This window comes from Pseudomonas sp. Eqa60 (assembly GCF_018326405.1).
Taxonomy (GTDB): Bacteria; Pseudomonadota; Gammaproteobacteria; order Pseudomonadales; family Pseudomonadaceae; genus Aquipseudomonas; species Aquipseudomonas protegens.
The window spans coordinates 5,436,283-5,453,807 of sequence record NZ_AP024342.1; the positions used below are offsets into that span (position 1 = coordinate 5,436,283).

At 63.5% G+C, this 17,525-nt stretch carries 15 protein-coding genes and 1 pseudogene; 9 read left to right on the top strand and 7 right to left on the bottom strand.

Annotation, left to right across the window (positions count from 1 at the left end):
• Positions 1 to 11: 11 nt before the first annotated feature.
• Positions 12 to 860, bottom strand: a complete 849-nt coding sequence (gene purU, locus KI242_RS24465) for a formyltetrahydrofolate deformylase (RefSeq protein ID WP_011063040.1) — start codon at positions 858 to 860, stop codon at positions 12 to 14.
• A 345-nt stretch (positions 861 to 1,205) separates the two neighbouring features.
• Between purU and mvaT the strand changes: the two genes are divergently transcribed.
• Positions 1,206 to 1,580, top strand: a complete 375-nt coding sequence (mvaT, locus tag KI242_RS24470; protein WP_011063041.1) for a histone-like nucleoid-structuring protein MvaT — start codon at positions 1,206 to 1,208, stop codon at positions 1,578 to 1,580.
• Positions 1,581 to 1,684: 104 nt separating this feature from the next.
• Here the strand turns inward: mvaT and sbcB are convergent, their stop codons facing one another.
• A complete protein-coding gene (sbcB, locus tag KI242_RS24475; protein ID WP_212805619.1) occupies positions 1,685 to 3,112 on the bottom strand; it encodes an exodeoxyribonuclease I in 1,428 nt (475 codons plus the stop codon).
• A 182-nt stretch (positions 3,113 to 3,294) separates the two neighbouring features.
• Here sbcB and KI242_RS24480 point away from each other — a divergent pair, with 182 nt between their 5' ends.
• From KI242_RS24480 to KI242_RS24505, 6 genes are read left to right on the top strand one after another with little or no spacing between them, the layout of a single operon-like run.
• Positions 3,295 to 4,014 (top strand): RDD family protein, encoded by a 720-nt coding sequence (locus tag KI242_RS24480; RefSeq protein WP_212805620.1) that lies wholly within the window; start codon positions 3,295 to 3,297, stop codon positions 4,012 to 4,014.
• The gene (locus tag KI242_RS24485; RefSeq protein WP_015636782.1) at positions 4,011 to 4,991 is read left to right on the top strand and encodes a stage II sporulation protein M; all 981 of its coding nucleotides are present in this window, start codon (positions 4,011 to 4,013) and stop codon (positions 4,989 to 4,991) included. The genes KI242_RS24480 and KI242_RS24485 overlap by 4 nt, the downstream gene beginning before the upstream one ends.
• Complete coding sequence (locus KI242_RS24490) at positions 4,978 to 6,528, top strand: DUF4129 domain-containing protein (protein WP_212805621.1); 1,551 nt, start codon at positions 4,978 to 4,980, stop codon at positions 6,526 to 6,528. The genes KI242_RS24485 and KI242_RS24490 overlap by 14 nt, the downstream gene beginning before the upstream one ends.
• Positions 6,525 to 7,688: a DUF4350 domain-containing protein gene (locus KI242_RS24495; RefSeq protein ID WP_212805622.1), complete on the top strand. Its 1,164-nt coding sequence runs from the start codon at positions 6,525 to 6,527 to the stop codon at positions 7,686 to 7,688. The genes KI242_RS24490 and KI242_RS24495 overlap by 4 nt, the downstream gene beginning before the upstream one ends.
• Positions 7,685 to 8,710 carry a MoxR family ATPase gene (locus KI242_RS24500; RefSeq protein ID WP_015636785.1) on the top strand — a complete coding sequence of 342 codons (1,026 nt, stop codon included), beginning with the start codon at positions 7,685 to 7,687 and terminating at the stop codon, positions 8,708 to 8,710. The genes KI242_RS24495 and KI242_RS24500 overlap by 4 nt, the downstream gene beginning before the upstream one ends.
• 13 nt (positions 8,711 to 8,723) lie before the next feature.
• Positions 8,724 to 10,055 carry a DUF58 domain-containing protein gene (locus KI242_RS24505; RefSeq protein WP_011063048.1) on the top strand — a complete coding sequence of 444 codons (1,332 nt, stop codon included), beginning with the start codon at positions 8,724 to 8,726 and terminating at the stop codon, positions 10,053 to 10,055.
• Positions 10,056 to 10,070: 15 nt separating this feature from the next.
• Here the strand turns inward: KI242_RS24505 and KI242_RS24510 are convergent, their stop codons facing one another.
• Positions 10,071 to 10,430 (bottom strand): PilZ domain-containing protein, encoded by a 360-nt coding sequence (locus KI242_RS24510; RefSeq protein WP_011063049.1) that lies wholly within the window; start codon positions 10,428 to 10,430, stop codon positions 10,071 to 10,073.
• Between the two features lie 219 nt (positions 10,431 to 10,649).
• Positions 10,650 to 11,024, bottom strand: coding sequence for a hypothetical protein (locus tag KI242_RS24515; protein ID WP_011063050.1), 375 nt, complete (start codon positions 11,022 to 11,024; stop codon positions 10,650 to 10,652).
• 157 nt (positions 11,025 to 11,181) lie between these two features.
• Between KI242_RS24515 and pyk the strand changes: the two genes are divergently transcribed.
• Positions 11,182 to 12,633 (top strand): pyruvate kinase, encoded by a 1,452-nt coding sequence (pyk, locus tag KI242_RS24520; protein WP_011063051.1) that lies wholly within the window; start codon positions 11,182 to 11,184, stop codon positions 12,631 to 12,633.
• Between the two features lie 83 nt (positions 12,634 to 12,716).
• Here the strand turns inward: pyk and KI242_RS24525 are convergent.
• From KI242_RS24525 to KI242_RS24535, 3 genes and pseudogenes are all read right to left on the bottom strand, one after another.
• Positions 12,717 to 13,465: pseudogene (locus tag KI242_RS24525) on the bottom strand (enoyl-CoA hydratase-related protein).
• 28 nt (positions 13,466 to 13,493) lie between these two features.
• Positions 13,494 to 14,432, bottom strand: coding sequence for an iron-sulfur-binding ferredoxin reductase (locus tag KI242_RS24530; protein WP_011063053.1), 939 nt, complete (start codon positions 14,430 to 14,432; stop codon positions 13,494 to 13,496).
• Positions 14,425 to 15,531 (bottom strand): diguanylate cyclase, encoded by a 1,107-nt coding sequence (locus tag KI242_RS24535; protein WP_041752521.1) that lies wholly within the window; start codon positions 15,529 to 15,531, stop codon positions 14,425 to 14,427. Before KI242_RS24535 ends, KI242_RS24530 begins: the two co-directional genes overlap by 8 nt.
• Positions 15,532 to 15,868: 337 nt before the next feature.
• On the opposite strand from KI242_RS24535, the gene KI242_RS24540 reads away from it, so the two are divergent.
• On the top strand, positions 15,869 to 17,392 hold the full coding sequence (locus KI242_RS24540; RefSeq protein WP_011063055.1) for a fumarate hydratase: 1,524 nt from the start codon (positions 15,869 to 15,871) through the stop codon (positions 17,390 to 17,392).
• Positions 17,393 to 17,525 lie beyond the last annotated feature (133 nt).

Sequence of the window (17,525 nt, forward strand, 5' to 3'; positions counted from 1 at the left end):
TTTTTTTTCAATCAGAACACCACAGTCTTGTTGCCGTGCACCAGCACACGGTCTTCCAGGTGATAGCGCAGGCCGCGGGCCAGGACCATTTTCTCCACGTCACGACCGAAACGCACCATGTCCTCGATGCTGTCGCTGTGGCTGACCCGCACCACGTCCTGCTCGATGATAGGACCGGCGTCCAGTTCCTCGGTGACGTAGTGGCAGGTTGCGCCGATCAGCTTCACACCGCGCAGCGAGGCCTGATGGTAAGGCTTGGCACCGACAAAGGATGGCAGGAAGCTGTGGTGGATGTTGATCACCTTGTGCGCGTACTCGCTGCACAGCTCCGGCGGCAGGATCTGCATGTAGCGCGCCAGCACCACCACTTCGGCGTCGTGCTGCTTGACCAGGCGCGACACCTCGGCGAAGGCCGGCTCCTTGTCCTGCGGGTTGACCGGCACGTGGTAATAAGGAATGCCGTGCCACTCGACCATGCTGCGCAGATCATCGTGGTTGGAAATCACGCAGGCGATCTGGCAATCCAGCTCATCGCTGTGCCAGCGGTGCAGCAAGTCGGCCAGGCAGTGGGATTCGCGGCTGGCCATCAGTACCACGCGCTTTTTCTCGGCGGTATCGGTAATGCGCCAGTCCATCGAGAACTCTTCGGCGATCGGCGCAAAGGCCTCGCGAAAAGCCTCCAGGCCAAAGGGCAGTGAATCGGCACGAATCTCGTGGCGCATGAAAAACCAGCCACTGAGATTGTCCGAGTGGTGGCTCGCTTCGGTGATCCAACCGTTGTGGGAGGCTAGAAAGTTACTGACTTTGGCAACGATGCCAACGCGGTCAGGGCAAGAAATCACCAACCGAAAGGTGCGCATGGGGGGAAACTCCAGAACTTCGCAAAGGTCGCCATTCTAGCGATTGCGCGACAAAACTGCAGTATTCATTGCATCCAGCGCCCCGGGCAGATCACCAAGGGCCGCTCCGGCCCGGCTTAGCGGCCGCTACTCCAGGCGCCGTAATGGCACTTGTAAATAGTGCTTAACTAGTTTGTGAATAACCGGCCCGAATGCATCAACCTATTAAATAGCGAAATGTCTTTTACGCCTAAACACACTAAGAGAGACGAATAAAACAGCGGTATTATGTTTACTTGCTCAAACTCCCTGACTATTATTGCGACACTGTCACCCAGCCACTCAGCGCTCAATAAGGTAGTCCTCATGTCCCTGATCAACGAATACCGTGCCACTGAAGAAGCCATCAAAGAACTGCAAGCGCGTTTGAAGAACCTGTCCCAAGACGACAAACTGAAAGCCGAACTGGAGTTCGAAGGCAAACTGCGCAGCCTGATGGGCGAGTACTCCAAATCCCTGCGCGACATCATCGCCCTGCTGGATCCGGACTCGAAAGTTAAAGCACCTCGCGCCGCGGTTAAAACCACCGGCACCAAGCGCGCCCGTAAAGTTAAACAGTACAAGAACCCGCACAACGGCGAAGTCATCGAAACCAAAGGTGGCAACCACAAAACTCTGAAAGAGTGGAAAGCCAAGTGGGGCGGCGACGTGGTAGAAGGCTGGGCCACCCTGCTGGGCTAAGCCTCTCCGTTGAGCGCCCGGGCTTTGCAGCCCTACAGAGAAAACGCCAGCATGCTGGCGTTTTTTTATGCCCTGGCAACCCGCTCAAGGAGCGGGGCCGCTGCTCAAAGAGCCAGGCGCCTCGTCAGGGCCTGCACATAGTCCTGCCATTGATCCAGAACCTGACGCTGCACCGGGTCCGCACTTAACAACGATTGCTCAATCCCTTGCCGGAAACTTTCCAGGGTATTGGGAGCACCGAGTTGCGGATCTAGCAAACGCTGCTGACAAAAAACCAGCCAACGTTCTTGCTCGGCTTTGTTCAATGTTTCTGGAAAGTTGCGGGCACGGTAGCGAAAGAGTAATTCCGGCAAGCGCTCATCATCGAATGGCCATTGTTGCTGGGCCAAGTGCAACGGGTCAGCCTCACGTACTTGCTCACACAAACGCCGGTCACGGTCACCAATAAAACCGTCGTACAACTGTTGCTCCGGGTCATCGCTTGCGGCAAATTCATCCGGCCCATAAATCACCGAAAGTTTATCCTGCCAAACTTCTTGAGCTTCGCTCAAGGCCACAGCCCGACGCTGATATAGCTCCATGTCCAAGTGCAGCCGCTGTTGATCTTCACTGCGCAGAACACTCAATGGCGCCACGACCGGGCAGCGATTGATATGGATGAGTTTCAACGGCACCGGCAACTCGCCTTCGAGCAGATCTTCCCGGCGCGTGTACAAACGCTGGCGCAGGGTTTCGGCGTCCAACTCCAACAGCCCCTGAGGGTCCAGGTGCAGGTCGCAGACAATCAAGGCATTGCGATTGCGTGGATGCCAGGCCAGGGGCAGGACCACGCCGATGTAGTGGCGCGCCGCAGAAAAGCGCCCGGAGATGTGCACCATGGGTTGCAACAGGCGGACCTGATCCATCACCCGCTGCTTGCTGCGCAACTGGAACAGCCAGTCATAGAGTCTGGGCTGTTTGTCGCGAACCAATCGCGCCAGGGCGATGGTCGCCCGGACATCGGACAGCGCGTCATGGGCCTGGCCGTGATCGATGCCGTTGGCTGCGGTCAGGCGCTCCAGCTTGAGGCTTACCTGCCCCTGCTCCTCGGGCCAGACGATCCCCTGGGGGCGCAACGCATAAGCCGTGCGCACCACGTCGATCAGGTCCCAACGGCTGTTGCCGCCCTGCCACTCCCGGGCGTAGGGGTCGAAGAAATTGCGATACAGGCTGTAGCGGGTCATCTCATCGTCGAAACGCAGGGTGTTGTAGCCCACGCCGCAGGTCCCGGGGCGCGCCAGTTGCTCGTGCACCCGGGTCATGAAATCCGCCTCCCCCAGGCCTTGTTCGGCCAGACGGCCAGGGGTGATGCCAGTGATCATGCAAGCCATCGGATGGGGCAGGATATCGTCGCTGGGCTGGCAGTAGAGGTTGACCGGCTCGTCGATCTCGTTGAGTGCCAGGTCGGTGCGGATACCGGCCACTTGCAACGGGCGATCACAACGCGGATTGATGCCGGTGGTTTCGTAGTCGTACCAAAAGAGGGAAGTCACGGCCTGTTCCTGAACTGAAAGACCGCCGCAGTCTAGGCGCTCAGGCGTCGTCAGGGCCAGCCGCACGAACCGGGGCGAAGGCATTGGACTTGGCGAATTCGTAGTTAATGATGTCGTTTGCCCCTCAGACACTGCTAGCATCGGCGCTGGATTTTTTACCAGACCAAGCCGATAAGTTACCCATGCTTGAGACGACAGCAACGCCAAGGAACGCATCGCTGCACCCGCCACTGGATACGCGCTACCAGGTCGAAACCCCCGAGGGCATCGACCTGCCGCTGCGGCCTGCGGGGTTGCTGGTGCGCACCCTGGCCTTCAGTCTCGACCTGGGCATCCGCGGGCTGGTGCTGGGCCTGCTGTTCATCATCCTGGGCTTTTTCGACGAAGTCGGCCTCGGCTCCATCCTGCTGTTCCTCATCAGTTGGTGGTACATGGTGCTGTTCGAGGTGCTGAACCAGGGTCGCTCCCCCGGCAAGCAACTGATGGGGCTGCGAGTGGTGCAGGACGACGGCACCCCGATTGGCTGGAGTGCCTCCCTGACCCGCAACCTGCTGCGCTTTGCCGACATGCTGCCTTTCGGCTATTTCCTCGGCGCCATCAGTTGCCTGCAGCACCCGACCTTCAAACGCCTCGGCGATCTGGCCGCCGGCACCCTGGTGATCTACCGCGAGCAGCCGGTCAAACGCCCCGAACTGCCGCCAACCGCCCCCCGCACTGCGCCCTTCGCCCTGAGCCTGAATGAGCAACGGGCGATCCTCGGCTTTGCCGAGCGCCAGGGCCAGCTGTCGGCCGAACGTACCCGGGAACTGGCCGGCATCCTCGCGCAACCGCTGCATGTACCCAGTGCCCAGGCCACGACCGAACTCAATGGCATTGCCCGCGGCTTCCTGGGAACCCCATGAAACAAAGCCTTTTCGAACACCGCCACCAGGCGCAATGGCAGCAGTTCGAGCAATTGCTCGAGCGTCTGGAACATGGCCGGGCCAAAGCCGAGGAATGCCAGAGCTTCGTCCAGGACTACCGGCGCCTGTGCCAGCACCTGGCCCTGGCCGAAGAACGCGGCTACAGCAGCTACCTGATCGATCCGCTGCAACAACTGGCCCTGCGTGGCCACCAGCAGCTGTACCGACAGCGCAGCGCCTTCGGGGCCAATCTATTGAGTTTCGTGCTGGCCGGTTTCCCCCGCCTGGTGCGTCAGGAGTGGCGCCTGGTGCTGCTGGCCAGCCTGCTGTTCTTCGGCAGCCTGCTGGCCATCGGGGTGCTGGTGTACCTGTTTCCCGATCTGATCTACAGCCTGGTGAGCCCGCAGCAAGTCAGCGAGATGCAGAGCATGTACGACCCTACCGCCGGGCGCCTGGGGCGGGCCGCCGAACGGGCCTCGAGCGAAGACTGGGTGATGTTCGGCTACTACATCATGCACAACATCGGGATCGCCTTTCAGACCTTTGCCAGCGGCCTGCTGTTCGGCGTGGGCAGTGTGTTCTTCCTGTTTTTCAACGGCCTGATGATCGGCGCCATTGCCGGCCACCTGACCCAGATCGGCTTCGGCCAGACCTTCTGGCCGTTCGTGATCGGCCACGGCGCCTTTGAACTCAGCGCCATTGCCCTGTCTGGCGCCGCCGGGCTGAAGCTTGGCTGGGCGTTGATCGCGCCGGGCCGCCTGACCCGCGGCGAAGCCCTGCTGCAAGCCGCGCGCGTCAGCGTGCAACTGATCTACGGCGTCATCGGCTTCTTGCTGATCGCCGCCTTTGTCGAAGCCTACTGGTCCTCCATGACCTGGCCGGCCGCCTGGGTCAAATACAGCGTCGGCAGTGCCCTTTGGGGCCTGGTGGCGGCCTACCTGACCCTGGCCGGACGTGAATCCCATGCGCCTGAGTGATGCCAGCGTGGTGATCCGCCCCCGCAGCGCCTGGGAGGCCATGGACCTGGGCGTACTACTGAGCCAGCGTCATCGGCGCTTGCTGATGACCAGTTGGGCCATCGTCAGCCTGCCAGTGTTCGCCCTGCTGAGCCTGCTGCTCTGGGAATCGCCGTCGCTGGCGATCCTGCTGTTCTGGTGGCTGAAGCCGGCCTTCGAACGCCTGCCGCTGTTTATTCTGTCTAAAGCCCTGTTCGGCGAAACACCCAGCCTGGGGCAAGCGCTGAAACAATGGCCTCGCCTGCTCAAGCCGCAACTGCTGGCCAGCCTGACCTGGCGCCGCTTCAGCATGAGCCGCAGCTTCACCTTGCCGGTGGTACAACTTGAAGGCCTGAGCGCCGACGCCCGGCAACAACGCCTGGCGGTGCTGCTACAGAAAAATGCCGGTGCCGCGCGCTGGCTGACCCTGATTGGCATGCACCTGGAAGGCGCCCTGTGGATTGGCCTGATGGTGCTGTTCTACCTGCTGCTGCCACAACAGGTCGAAGTGGACTGGAGCTGGCAGAGCCTGATGATCGCCGCCCAACAGGACTGGCTGTGGCTGGAACACCTGACCAACGTCTTCTACGCCCTGGTCCTGGTGATCTGGGAGCCGATCTACGTGGCCTGCGGTTTCAGCCTGTACCTGAACCGACGCACCGAGCTGGAGGCCTGGGACATCGAGCTGGTATTCCGTCGCCTGCGCCAGCGCCTGACCGGTGCCAGCACGCTGCTCTTGCTCGCCGGCCTGCTGCTCCTGGCACCGACCCAAGCGCTCTGGGCCGCAGCCCCCAGCAGTTCCGCGGCCGGCCCCGAGACCCCGCGGCTGCTGCAGCAACCGCTGACCAGCAAGGCCTCCAGGGACAGCATCCAGGCCATCCTGGACAAGCCCCCCTTCAAGAACCAGGAGTCGGTCACTCGCTACCGTTTCGGTGACGAGCAAACCCAGAAGAAGGACGCCAAGGGCAAGCCTCCAGGCTGGCTCAAGAACCTGCTGGAAAGCCTCGGCAAGGACAGTTTCGGCGGGGTCGCCAAGGGCCTGGAGATTCTGCTCTGGGGGTTGCTGCTGGCGGCTCTGGGCTGGCTGATCTGGCGCTACCGCGATTGGCTGCAGGCCTTCGTCAGCCGTCGTCCGCTGCCGCGCAAGAAACGCCCCGCGGCCATGCCCCAGCAGTTGTTCGGGCTGGAAGTCAGCAGCGAAACCCTGCCCGCCGATGTCGCTGCCCGCGCCGCTGAACTCTGGGCCAGCCAGCCCCGGGAGGCCCTGGGCCTGCTGTACCGGGCGCTGCTCAGCCGCTTGCTGGAAGACTTCCACCTGCCCCTCAGCGTGGCCGATACCGAAGGCCAGGTGCTGGAGCGCATCAAGGCGCTGCAGCAGCCACAATTGGAGGCCTTCAGCATCAGCCTGACCCGCCACTGGCAGAACATGGCGTACGGTCATCAGGTACCCGGCGCCGACCTGCAACCACAACTGTGCGGCGCCTGGCGCAGCCTGTTCGGCCCCGGAGCACAGCCATGAAGCGCTACCTGTGGGGCGGCCTGGTCCTGCTCCTGGCTCTGGTGCTCGGGGCCGGCGGCTATTACCTGTATCGCCATGCCACGCCCTATCAGGAATTGGTCGATCACGGCCCCTCCCCCGAGGCCCGGGCCAACCCCTACCTGGCGGCCGAGATGTTCCTGCGTGAACGTGGCCTCAAGGTACAACACGCCAATAGCCTGGATGTCCTGGCCAGCTTGCCCCCGGCCGGCAACAGCCTGTTGCTGCTGGGGGAGCGCTCGAACATGAGCCCGCCCCAGGTCGACCAGCTCCTGGAGTGGGCCCGCGCCGGCGGCCGCCTGCTCTTCGTCGCCGAGGCCCTGTGGGACGAGGACAGCCAGAAGAGCGGCGACCTGCTGCTGGACCAGGTGCAGATCCACCAGCAGCTCAGCCAGGACCTTGACGAGCCACCGGAGCCGGAAGCCGACGATGCCTATCCGAAGCTGACCAAGGTCTACCTGGAAGACGAACAGGCTCCGGCCTACATCAGTTTCGACACCGACTTCCACCTGGACGACCCGCAAAGCCTGGCGCAGTCCTGGGCCAACAGCGGCGTGGCGACCCACATGATCCAGCTTGAATACGGCAAGGGCGCGGTCATCGTGCTCACCGATGCCGATATCTGGAAAGCCCCCGCCATCGGCCTGTACGACAACGCCTGGCTGCTGTGGTACCTCAATACCGATAGCGCTGTGACGCTGCTGTTCAATACCGATCACCCGGACCTCTGGCAGTTGCTCTGGCGCTATTTCCCCCAGGCGCTGGTAGCCCTGGCCCTGCTGCTCGGCCTGTGGCTCTGGCAGGCCGGCATGCGCCACGGGCCGTTGCTGGCTCCAGCCCCCAAGGCGCGGCGCCAACTGCGTGAACACCTGCGGGCCAGTGCCGACTTCCTGCTGCGCCATGCTGGCCAGGGTGCGTTGCTGCAGGCCCTGCAACTGGATATCCGGCGCCGTGCACGGCGCCGTCACCCGGGCTTCGAGCAATTGCCGGCCGAGGCCCAGTGGGACGTGCTGGCCCTGCTCAGCCAACAACCTGTCGAGGCCATTCGACAGGCCCTGCAACCCTTGTCCGGACAGCGCCTTTCCAGCGTTGATTTCAGCCACCAGGTCGCCCGCCTGCAAACTCTCAGGAATGCCCTATGAGCGAACAACCGATCGAATTCCCCGAGCCTTCCGAGGCTCCACAGCCTCAGGTCCATGCTGCCCAGCAGCGCCAGCGGGCCAGCCAGCTGGCTCAGGCGGTGCGCCTGGAACTGCAGAAGGCGGTGATCGGCCAGGAAGCGGTCATCGATGATGTGCTGACCGCCCTGATCGCTGGCGGCCATGTGCTGCTCGAAGGCGTACCCGGGCTCGGCAAGACCCTGCTGGTACGAGCCCTGGCCCGCTGCTTTGGCGGCGAGTTCGCGCGCATCCAGTTCACCCCCGACCTGATGCCCAGCGACGTCACCGGGCATGCGGTATACGACCTGCAGACCGAGCAGTTCAAGCTGCGCAAGGGCCCGCTGTTCACCAACCTGCTGCTGGCGGACGAGATCAACCGCGCGCCGGCCAAGACCCAGGCCGCCCTGCTGGAAGCCATGCAGGAACGTCAGGTCACCCTCGAAGGCCGAGCGCTGCCCATCGCCCAGCCGTTCATGGTCCTGGCTACCCAGAACCCCATCGAACAGGAAGGCACCTACCCGCTGCCGGAGGCCGAGCTGGATCGCTTCATGCTCAAGCTGCGCATGGACTACCCGGATGCCGAACAAGAACTGACCATGGTCCGCCAGGTGACGCGCTCGACCCGCGCCGACATGCTCGACGTACAGCCTCTGCGCACCGTACTCCAGGCCAAGGACGTACTGGCCCTGCAGCGCATCGCCAGCGAACTGCCCCTGGACGAGCAGGTGCTCGATTATGCCGTGCGCCTGGCCCGGGCCACCCGCAGTTGGCCAGGCCTGACCCTGGGCGCCGGCCCCCGCGCCTCCATTGCCCTGGTACGCGGCGCTCGTGCCCGGGCCCTGCTGCGTGGCGGCGAATTCGTGATTCCCGATGACATCAAGGGCTGCGCCATGGCCGTGCTGCGGCATCGAGTACGGGTCGCCCCGGAGCTGGACATCGAAGGCCTGTCGGTGGAACAGGTGCTCAAGCAGATGCTCGAACAGATTCCGGCACCGCGCCTGTGAGCCGCCCACGCCAATGAAGCCGACCCGTCTGCTGTTGATCTGGCTGGGTACTTTGACCGGCCTGTACACCCTGCTCGGCGCCGCCCGCGCCCTGGGCAGCGAGGCCCTGCCGCGCCTGGACTCGATTGCCTGGGGCCTGCTGCTGGCGTTGTTGCTGCTGGCATTGCTGGACGCCCTGCGCCTGCTGCGCGTGGCCTCGCCGCAGATCCAGCGCCAGCTACCCGGCAGCCTGCCCCTGGGCCGCTGGAGCGAGGTGCAACTGGAGATCCTGCACGACTACCGGCAACCACTGGATGTGCAACTGTTCGACCACCCGCCCCAGGGCCTGGGCTTCGAGCACCTGCCGCAGTCCACGCGCCTGGAGCCGGGGCAGGTCAGCCGGATCGGCTATAACGTGCGCCCACTGCAGCGCGGCCACTTCAATTTCGACCAGTGCGAAGTCAGCCTGCCCAGCCCTCTCGGATTATGGAGCGCCAGGCGCCTGCTCAAGGTGCACGACAGCACCCGGGTCTACCCGGACTTCGCCCGGCTCTACGGCGCACAATTGCTGGCGGTGGACAACTGGCTCAGCCAACTCGGTGTGCGCCAGCGGCAACGCCGCGGCCTGGGCCTGGAGTTCAACCAACTGCGGGAGTTTCGCGAAGGCGACAGCCTGCGGCAGATCGACTGGAAGGCCACGGCCCGCCAACGCGCGCCCATCGTCCGGGAGTACCAGGACGAACGCGACCAGCAGATCATCTTCATGCTCGACTGTGGGCGCCGCATGCGCAGCCAGGATGGCGAGCTGGCGCACTTCGACCACGCCCTCAATGCCTGCCTGCTGCTGAGCTATGTCGCCCTGCGCCAGGGCGATGCGGTGGGCCTGTACAGCTTTGCCGGGGAACGCTCGCGCTACCTTGCACCGGTCAAGGGCTCGGCCCAGTTGAGCGTGCTGCTCAATGGCGTCTACGACCTGGACACCAGCCAGCGCCCCGCCGATTACCAGGCCGCCGCCAGCGAGCTGCTGGCCCGGCAGAAACGCCGGGCACTGGTGGTGCTGATTACCAACCTGCGGGACGAGGATGACCAGGAACTGCTGACGGCGGTCAAGCGCATCGGCCGCCAGCATCGGGTGCTGGTGGCCAGCCTGCGCGAAGAGGTGCTCGACCAGTTGCGCCAGAGCCCGGTGCAAACCCTGCCCGAAGCCCTGGCCTACAGCGCGACGGTGAACTACTTGAACAGCCGCGCCGAGCTGCACGAACGCCTGAGCGCCCACGGCGTCGCCCTGCTCGACGCTCGCCCGGGAGAACTGGGGGCCGAACTGGTCAGCCGCTATCTGAGCTGGAAGAAAGCCGGCAGCCTGTAACTGCTGCCGAGCGCCTCAGGCCGAGGTCTGCAACGGGTGAAAGCTGAAGTAATGACGCAACGCCTGCTCCAGCTCGACAAACTCCGCACCGGCCCGCAACAGGCTGAAACCGCTGTCGTAGTGGTGCGGCGTCAGGTCCTCATGGCACCAGAGGCAGCAGGCGCTGAAGTCGATGAACTGCACCTGGCCGTCACCGCCGGGGACTTTCACCCGCAAGTCGAATTCGGCACCGATCAGCATCGGCAACTGGCTGATCAGCATCAGCCCGTCGGCCGACAGGTTGCCAAGGAAACCCACCGGCTTGTCGGTGAAACGATTGAATACTTTTAAAAAGGACGGCAGTTGGTGCCGCTCGATCCGAGGTTCCATGAACATGCTGGGTATCGCTATGAAAGGTCATTAAGCATGACCGCACTAGTGCTTCGGAACAGGCCCTGATATCGGCCCGCCCTCCCGGATTCGATGCGCGAGGAAGACTGCCAGAAGGATTCCAACGCCACTGCCACCAGCCGGGCCGGGGCAGTTTTCGAACAGCCTGTGCAGATGTTAGCTCAAGCACGAGGGGCAATTACACCGCCCCCTAGTGAATCTCTTTTACAACGCCGTGCGACGAACTTGAGCGGCGCCATTTGCCGGGTAGTGCCCCAACTGTTGCAGGGTATCCAGGCGAGCCCGGGCGCGAAACGCGTACTCGCTGGTGGGGTACTGGGTAATGATGAACTGGTAGGTCTGCGCGGCATCGACGAACAACTTCTGGCGCTCCAGGCATTGCCCGCGCAGCATCGACACTTCCGGCTGGATGTAGCGACGGGCACGGCTGTCACGGTCGACCTGGCTCAACTCGAGCATCACGCTCTCGCAGTTGCCGCGGTCATAAGCGCGGTAGGCGTTATTCAAATGATGGTCCATGGACCAGCGGGTACAGCCGACAACACTGACGGCCAGGGCAGCAATGAGTACGAATCGCATGGGGTATCTCCTGTCTTGTGCAGTGTATCGACTCATCGGCAAAAATCTTCAAGGTTGTTGCGGTAAACAAACAAAGCAATAAGTAGTGCAAACGAACAATGACTACAACTTCGGAGCATAGTAGCCTCTCGTTGCGCTTGAACTCAGGAGTCCGTGCATGTCCGTTCGTCGTACCAAAATCGTTGCCACCCTTGGCCCGGCCAGTAACTCGCCGGAAGTTCTCGAACAGCTGATTCTCGCGGGCCTGGATGTTGCCCGTCTGAACTTCTCCCACGGCACTCCGGACGAGCACAAGGCTCGCGCCAAACTGGTCCGCGACCTGGCAGCCAAGCACGGCCGCTTCGTGGCCATCCTCGGCGACCTGCAGGGCCCGAAGATCCGCATCGCCAAATTCGCCAACAAGCGCATCGAGCTGAAGATCGGTGACAAGTTCACCTTCTCCACCAGCCATCCGCTGACCGAAGGCACCCAGGATATCGTCGGCATCGACTACCCGGATCTGGTCAAGGACTGCGGTGTGGGCGACGAGCTGCTGCTGGACGACGGCCGCGTGGTGATGCGTGTGGAAACCGCCACCGCCACCGAATTGCATTGCGTGGTGACCATCGGCGGCCCGCTGTCCGACCACAAGGGCATCAACCGTCGTGGTGGTGGCCTGACCGCTCCGGCCCTGACCGAGAAAGACAAGGCCGATATCAAGCTCGCGGCCGAGATGGAAGTCGATTACCTGGCCGTGTCCTTCCCACGGGACGCCGCCGACATGGAATACGCGCGCAAGCTGCGTGACGAAGCCGGTGGTACTGCCTGGCTGGTAGCGAAGATCGAACGCGCCGAAGCGGTGGCCGACGACGAAACCCTCGACGGCCTGATCAAGGCCAGCGACGCGGTCATGGTTGCCCGTGGCGACCTGGGCGTGGAAATCGGCGACGCCGAGCTGGTGGGCATCCAGAAGAAAATCATTCTGCACGCCCGTCGCCACAACAAGGCGGTGATCGTTGCGACCCAGATGATGGAGTCGATGATCCAGAACCCGATGCCGACCCGCGCCGAAGTGTCCGACGTGGCCAACGCCGTGCTCGACTACACCGATGCGGTGATGCTCTCGGCGGAAAGCGCCGCCGGTGCCTACCCGCTGGAAGCGGTGCAGGCCATGGCGCGGATCTGCGTCGGTGCGGAAAAGCACCCCACCAGCAAGACCTCCAGCCACCGCATGGGCAAGGTGTTCGAAAGCTGCGACCAGAGCATCGCCCTGGCTGCCATGTACACCGCCAACCACTTCCCGGGCGTGAAGGCGATCATCGCCCTGACCGAAAGTGGCTACACCCCGCTGATCATGTCGCGCATCCGCTCCTCGGTGCCGATCTACGCCTACTCCCCGCACCGCGAAACCCAGGCTCGCGCAGCCATGTTCCGTGGCGTCTACACCATCCCGTTCGACCCGGCTTCCCTGCCGCCCGAGCAGGTCAGCCAGGCAGCGATCGATGAGCTGCTCAAGCGCGGTGTCGTAGAGAAAGGCGACTGGGTGATTCTCACCAAGGGCGACAGCTACCACACCACCGGCGGCACCAACGGCATGAAGATCCTGCACGTGGGCGACCCGATGGTCTGAGTCTTCGCCTTGCTGAACAAAAAGCCCCGGTGCCGAAAACACCGGGGCTTTTTCATGCCCGCGTGAAACCGCTTTCCAGGGCTTCAGCCCTTGCTGAGAAACCCGGACAACGCGGCGATGGCTTCCGGGGACTGCAGGCGCCGGGTGAATTCCACGCCCTCTTGCTCAATGACCTGGCGCAGTTGCTCGCGGCCCGGCGCCTTCATCAGGCGCTTGCTCACCTGCACCGCTTCGGGCGCCAACTGGCTGAAACGCAAGGCCGCCTCCCGGGCCTTGGCCAAGGTGGCCACACCATCCCCCAGGGCGGCGCTGGCAATCCCCCAGGCGGCGGCCTGTTCGCCACTGAAGCCTTCGCCCAGCAACAGCAACTCCGCCGCCTTGGCCTGCCCCAGCAAGCGCGGCAGGATCAGGCTCGAACCAAATTCCGGGCACAGCCCCAGGTTGACGAACGGCATGCGCAGCCGTGCATCGCGACTGACATAGACCAGATCGCAATGCAGCAGCATCGTGGTGCCGATGCCTACTGCCGCGCCGGCCACTGCGGCCACCACCGGCTTGCGACATTGCACAAGGCTGCGCATGAAGCGAAACACCGGGCTGTCGAGGTCCGGGGCGGTTGCTGGAGGAAGTCGGCGATGTCATTGCCGGCGGTAAAGCATTCGCTGCTGCCGCAGATCATCACGGCGTTGATCTCGGGATCGCCATCGGCCTCGCTCAGGGCGTCGGCCAGGCGAGCGTACATGGCGCGGGTCAAGGCGTTTTTCTTGTCGGGACGGTTCAGGCGCAGGGTCAGCAGCCCGCCCTCACGTTGCAACTCGATGGCATCGGTCATGGGGATCTCGCTCTGGAAGAATCAGCGCTCAACCGCGGGGCAGGAACACATCGGCCAGCAGTTGATTGCGCGGCAGCCCCGCCAGGTACAGGCGCCGGGCGAAGGCTTCGACACTGTCAGGGTGACCGCAGAGTAAGGCCTGGGTTTGCCGGGAAACAAGCCGCAGTTGCGCCAAAGCGGCTGTCAGCTCGGCCCCGGTCCACAGCTCGACGGACAGCTGGGCCCGGTTCGCCGCCAGGGCCGCCAGGGGTTTGGCCAGGTAATGCTCACTGCTGTCATGGGCCAGGTGAATGATACGGATAGGGCCCTGGTGATCCTGGCGCAAGGCCTCGCGCAGTATGCCGAACAGCGGCGCCAGGCCGGTTCCCGCGGCCAGTAGCCAGAGTGGGCGCTGCTGCCAGTCCGGATCGTAGTGCAAGGCGCCGCCCCGCAACTCCCCCAGGCGCATCGGGTCGCCCAATTGCAACTGGCGCGCCGCATCGCTGAACTGGCCCGGATGCCGGCAATCCAGGTGGAACTCCAGAAAGCGGTCGTCTTCCGGCAGGCTGGCCAGGGAATAAGGCCGGGCGATCTGGCCGGCGGCCCACAGCACCAGATGCTGGCCGGCGCGGTAACGCAAGGGCCGCTGCGGCTGCAGGCGCAGGCGCAGGACCGAGCTCGACAACCAGTCCAGGCCGCTCACCGTCGCAGGCAGGCCATCACGCACAGGGTCGAAGGTCTCGACGTGCAGGTCCTCCACCACCTGGCACTGGCAAGCCAGGCGCCAGCCGAGCCGGCGCTGTTCGTCGCTCAAGGCATCCGGCCGGCTATCGCTGGGCAAGCCCTGGACACAATGCACCAGGCAGGCATGGCAACTACCGGCGCGGCAACTGTAGGGCACCGTCACGCCAGCCTGATTCAGGGCATCCAGCAGGTTGCTTCCAGGCGCCACCGGCCAGCACCGGCTGCCAACGGTCAATTCAGGCATCGAGGTTTTCCCAGGCTGCAGAGCAACGATTGCGACCGTCGCGTTTGGCCCGATACAGCGCCTGATCGGCGCGTTGCAGGGCATGGTCCAGATCGTCGCCGGCCCGCAGCAGGGTCATCCCCGCCGACAGGCTCAGGTCTCGTACGTTAAGGCCCACCAGTTGCACTTCGGTGAACGCCAGGCGCAAACGCTCGCAGCAGGAGGTCAGGCGCTCGGCGTCACACTCGGGCAGCAGTACCACGAATTCCTCGCCACCGTAACGGGCCAATACGTCACCATCGCGCAGGCAAGCCGTGGCCACCGCGGCGAAGGCCTGCAGTACCTGGTCGCCGGCAGCATGGCCGTGGAGATCGTTGATGCGCTTGAAATGATCCAGGTCGATCAGCGCCAGCCCATGCACTTGCTCCTGATCCATGGCTTGCAGCTCGCGGCTGGCAATGCGCAGGAAATGCCGGCGGTTGAACAGGCCGGTCAGTTCATCGGTGGCTACCAGGTCCTCCAGCTGTCGCATCATGCCTCGCAGCGTGTCCTGATGGGCCTGCAAGGCAAAGCGCCGCTGGCGCATGCGTGAGCGCGAAGCCTGGACATAGGCGGCATACAGGCACATCCACACCAGCATCACCAGCAGCACGCAGACCTGCAGTGCGGCCAGTTGCGGATCACCGAGGAGCAGGCGATAGCCGTCCCACAGGTTGACCGCGGCAAAGCAAAAGAAGATCAGCGCCGCGCTGCGCAGATAGGCCCGGCGGGAGAGGTGAAACAGGCCGAACAGCAACGGCAGCAGGTAGAACACCAGGAACACCCCGCGGGCCTGATCCAGATGGGCCATCAGCCAGGTCTGCCAGGCGATGCCCAGCACCACCTGGACTTCGGTCAGGCTGGGGTCGGCGAACTGCAGGTTGCGTCCGCTGACGAACACCCAGCACAGCAGCGCCTGGCTGGCCAGCACCAGGCCAGTGCCCAGCAGCGCGCTGCCGCTCGAAGCACGGGAATGCCCCGTGACGACGGCCAGCCAGAACAGCAGCAGGATCAGTGCGTAAGTGCCCGCGGCAATGGCGAAGCGCTTGAATAACAGGCTCTGGATGGCTTTATGGGTCAATCGTTGACTCACCGTGAGAAAGGAGGCTTAAAGAGTTTCCTACCCTGCAGGCCACTTGCCACTTTAGTGCTGAGCCCGGCAAATGACTATTCAAATTTAAAACCCCGTCGCCAGGTTTCAGCGCCGACTCAGGCAAGAACAGTGCCCATCCGATGGGCGACTTTGGTTGGCCCGGCCGGCGGGTGTACCCAACCCCCAGGCGAGGTATACTGCCGCGCCTTTTTAGCGTCGCGCCAGTTGTCTGTCCGGCGTGCCTTAGAAGGTGCCTGCATCCGACCGATGCACCCAAGTGCAGGCACCTTATTAAATGTTCCCGTCTTTTAGAGGAGCGCGACTCATGACCGTGATCAAGCAAGACGACCTGATTCAGAGCGTTGCCGACGCCCTGCAGTTCATTTCCTACTACCACCCCGTGGACTTCATCCAGGCGATGCACGAGGCCTACCTGCGGGAAGAATCGCCGGCTGCCCGTGATTCCATAGCGCAGATCCTGATCAACTCGCGCATGTGTGCCACCGGCCACCGGCCGATCTGCCAGGACACCGGCATCGTCACGGTATTCGTGCGCGTGGGCATGGACGTGCGCTGGGACGGCGCCACCATGAGCCTGGACGACATGATCAACGAGGGCGTGCGTCGCGCCTACAACCTGCCGGAAAACGTCCTGCGCGCCTCCATCCTGGCCGACCCGGCAGGTAGCAGGAAAAACACCAAGGACAACACCCCCGCGGTGATCCACTACTCCATCGTCCCGGGCAACACCGTGGAAGTGGACGTGGCGGCCAAGGGCGGCGGCTCCGAGAACAAATCGAAGATGGCCATGCTCAACCCGTCCGACTCGATCGTCGACTGGGTACTCAAGACCGTTCCGACCATGGGCGCCGGCTGGTGCCCACCGGGCATGCTAGGCATCGGTATCGGCGGCACCGCCGAGAAAGCGGCAGTGATGGCCAAGGAAGTGTTGATGGAATCCATCGACATCCACGAGCTCAAAGCCCGTGGCCCGCAGAACCGCATCGAAGAGATCCGCCTGGAGCTGTTCGAGAAGGTCAACCAGCTGGGCATCGGCGCCCAGGGCCTCGGTGGCCTGACCACCGTGCTCGACGTGAAGATCATGGACTACCCGACCCACGCCGCTTCCCTGCCGGTGTGCATGATCCCCAACTGCGCCGCCACCCGTCACGCGCACTTCGTACTGGATGGCTCCGGCCCGGCGAGCCTGGAAGCGCCACCGCTGGACGCCTACCCGGAAATCGTCTGGGAAGCCGGCCCGTCGGCCCGTCGGGTCAACCTCGACACCCTGACCCCGGAAGAAGTGCAAAGCTGGAAGCCGGGCGAAACCGTACTGCTCAACGGCAAGATGCTCACCGGCCGCGACGCTGCGCACAAACGCATGGTCGAGATGCTGAACAAAGGCGAAACCCTGCCGGTGGACCTCAAGGGTCGCTTCATCTACTACGTCGGCCCGGTCGATCCGGTCGGTGACGAAGTGGTCGGCCCGGCTGGCCCGACCACCGCCACGCGGATGGACAAGTTCACCCGCCAGATCCTCGAGCAGACCGGCCTGCTGGGCATGATCGGCAAGTCCGAGCGCGGCCCGACCGCGATCGAAGCGATCAAGGACAACAAGGCCGTGTACCTGATGGCCGTCGGCGGTGCTGCCTACCTGGTAGCCCAGGCGATCAAGAAGTCCAAGGTCCTGGCCTTTGCCGAACTGGGCATGGAAGCGATCTACGAATTCGAGGTCAAGGACATGCCGGTGACCGTCGCCGTCGACAGCAAGGGCGAGTCGGTGCACATCACAGGTCCCGCCATCTGGCAGAAGAAGATCAGTGACAGCCTGGCGGTAGAAGTGCAGTAAGCCCTTCCTCCGTTCGGCCCAGGCGGCGGTGCTGTTCATTGAATGGCCCGCCGCTTTTTTTATGCACCGCCCTTTCCCGACACTGTCCGCGATCAACGTTAGCCCCGGCGCTCATGCTATCGTTCCCGCCCCC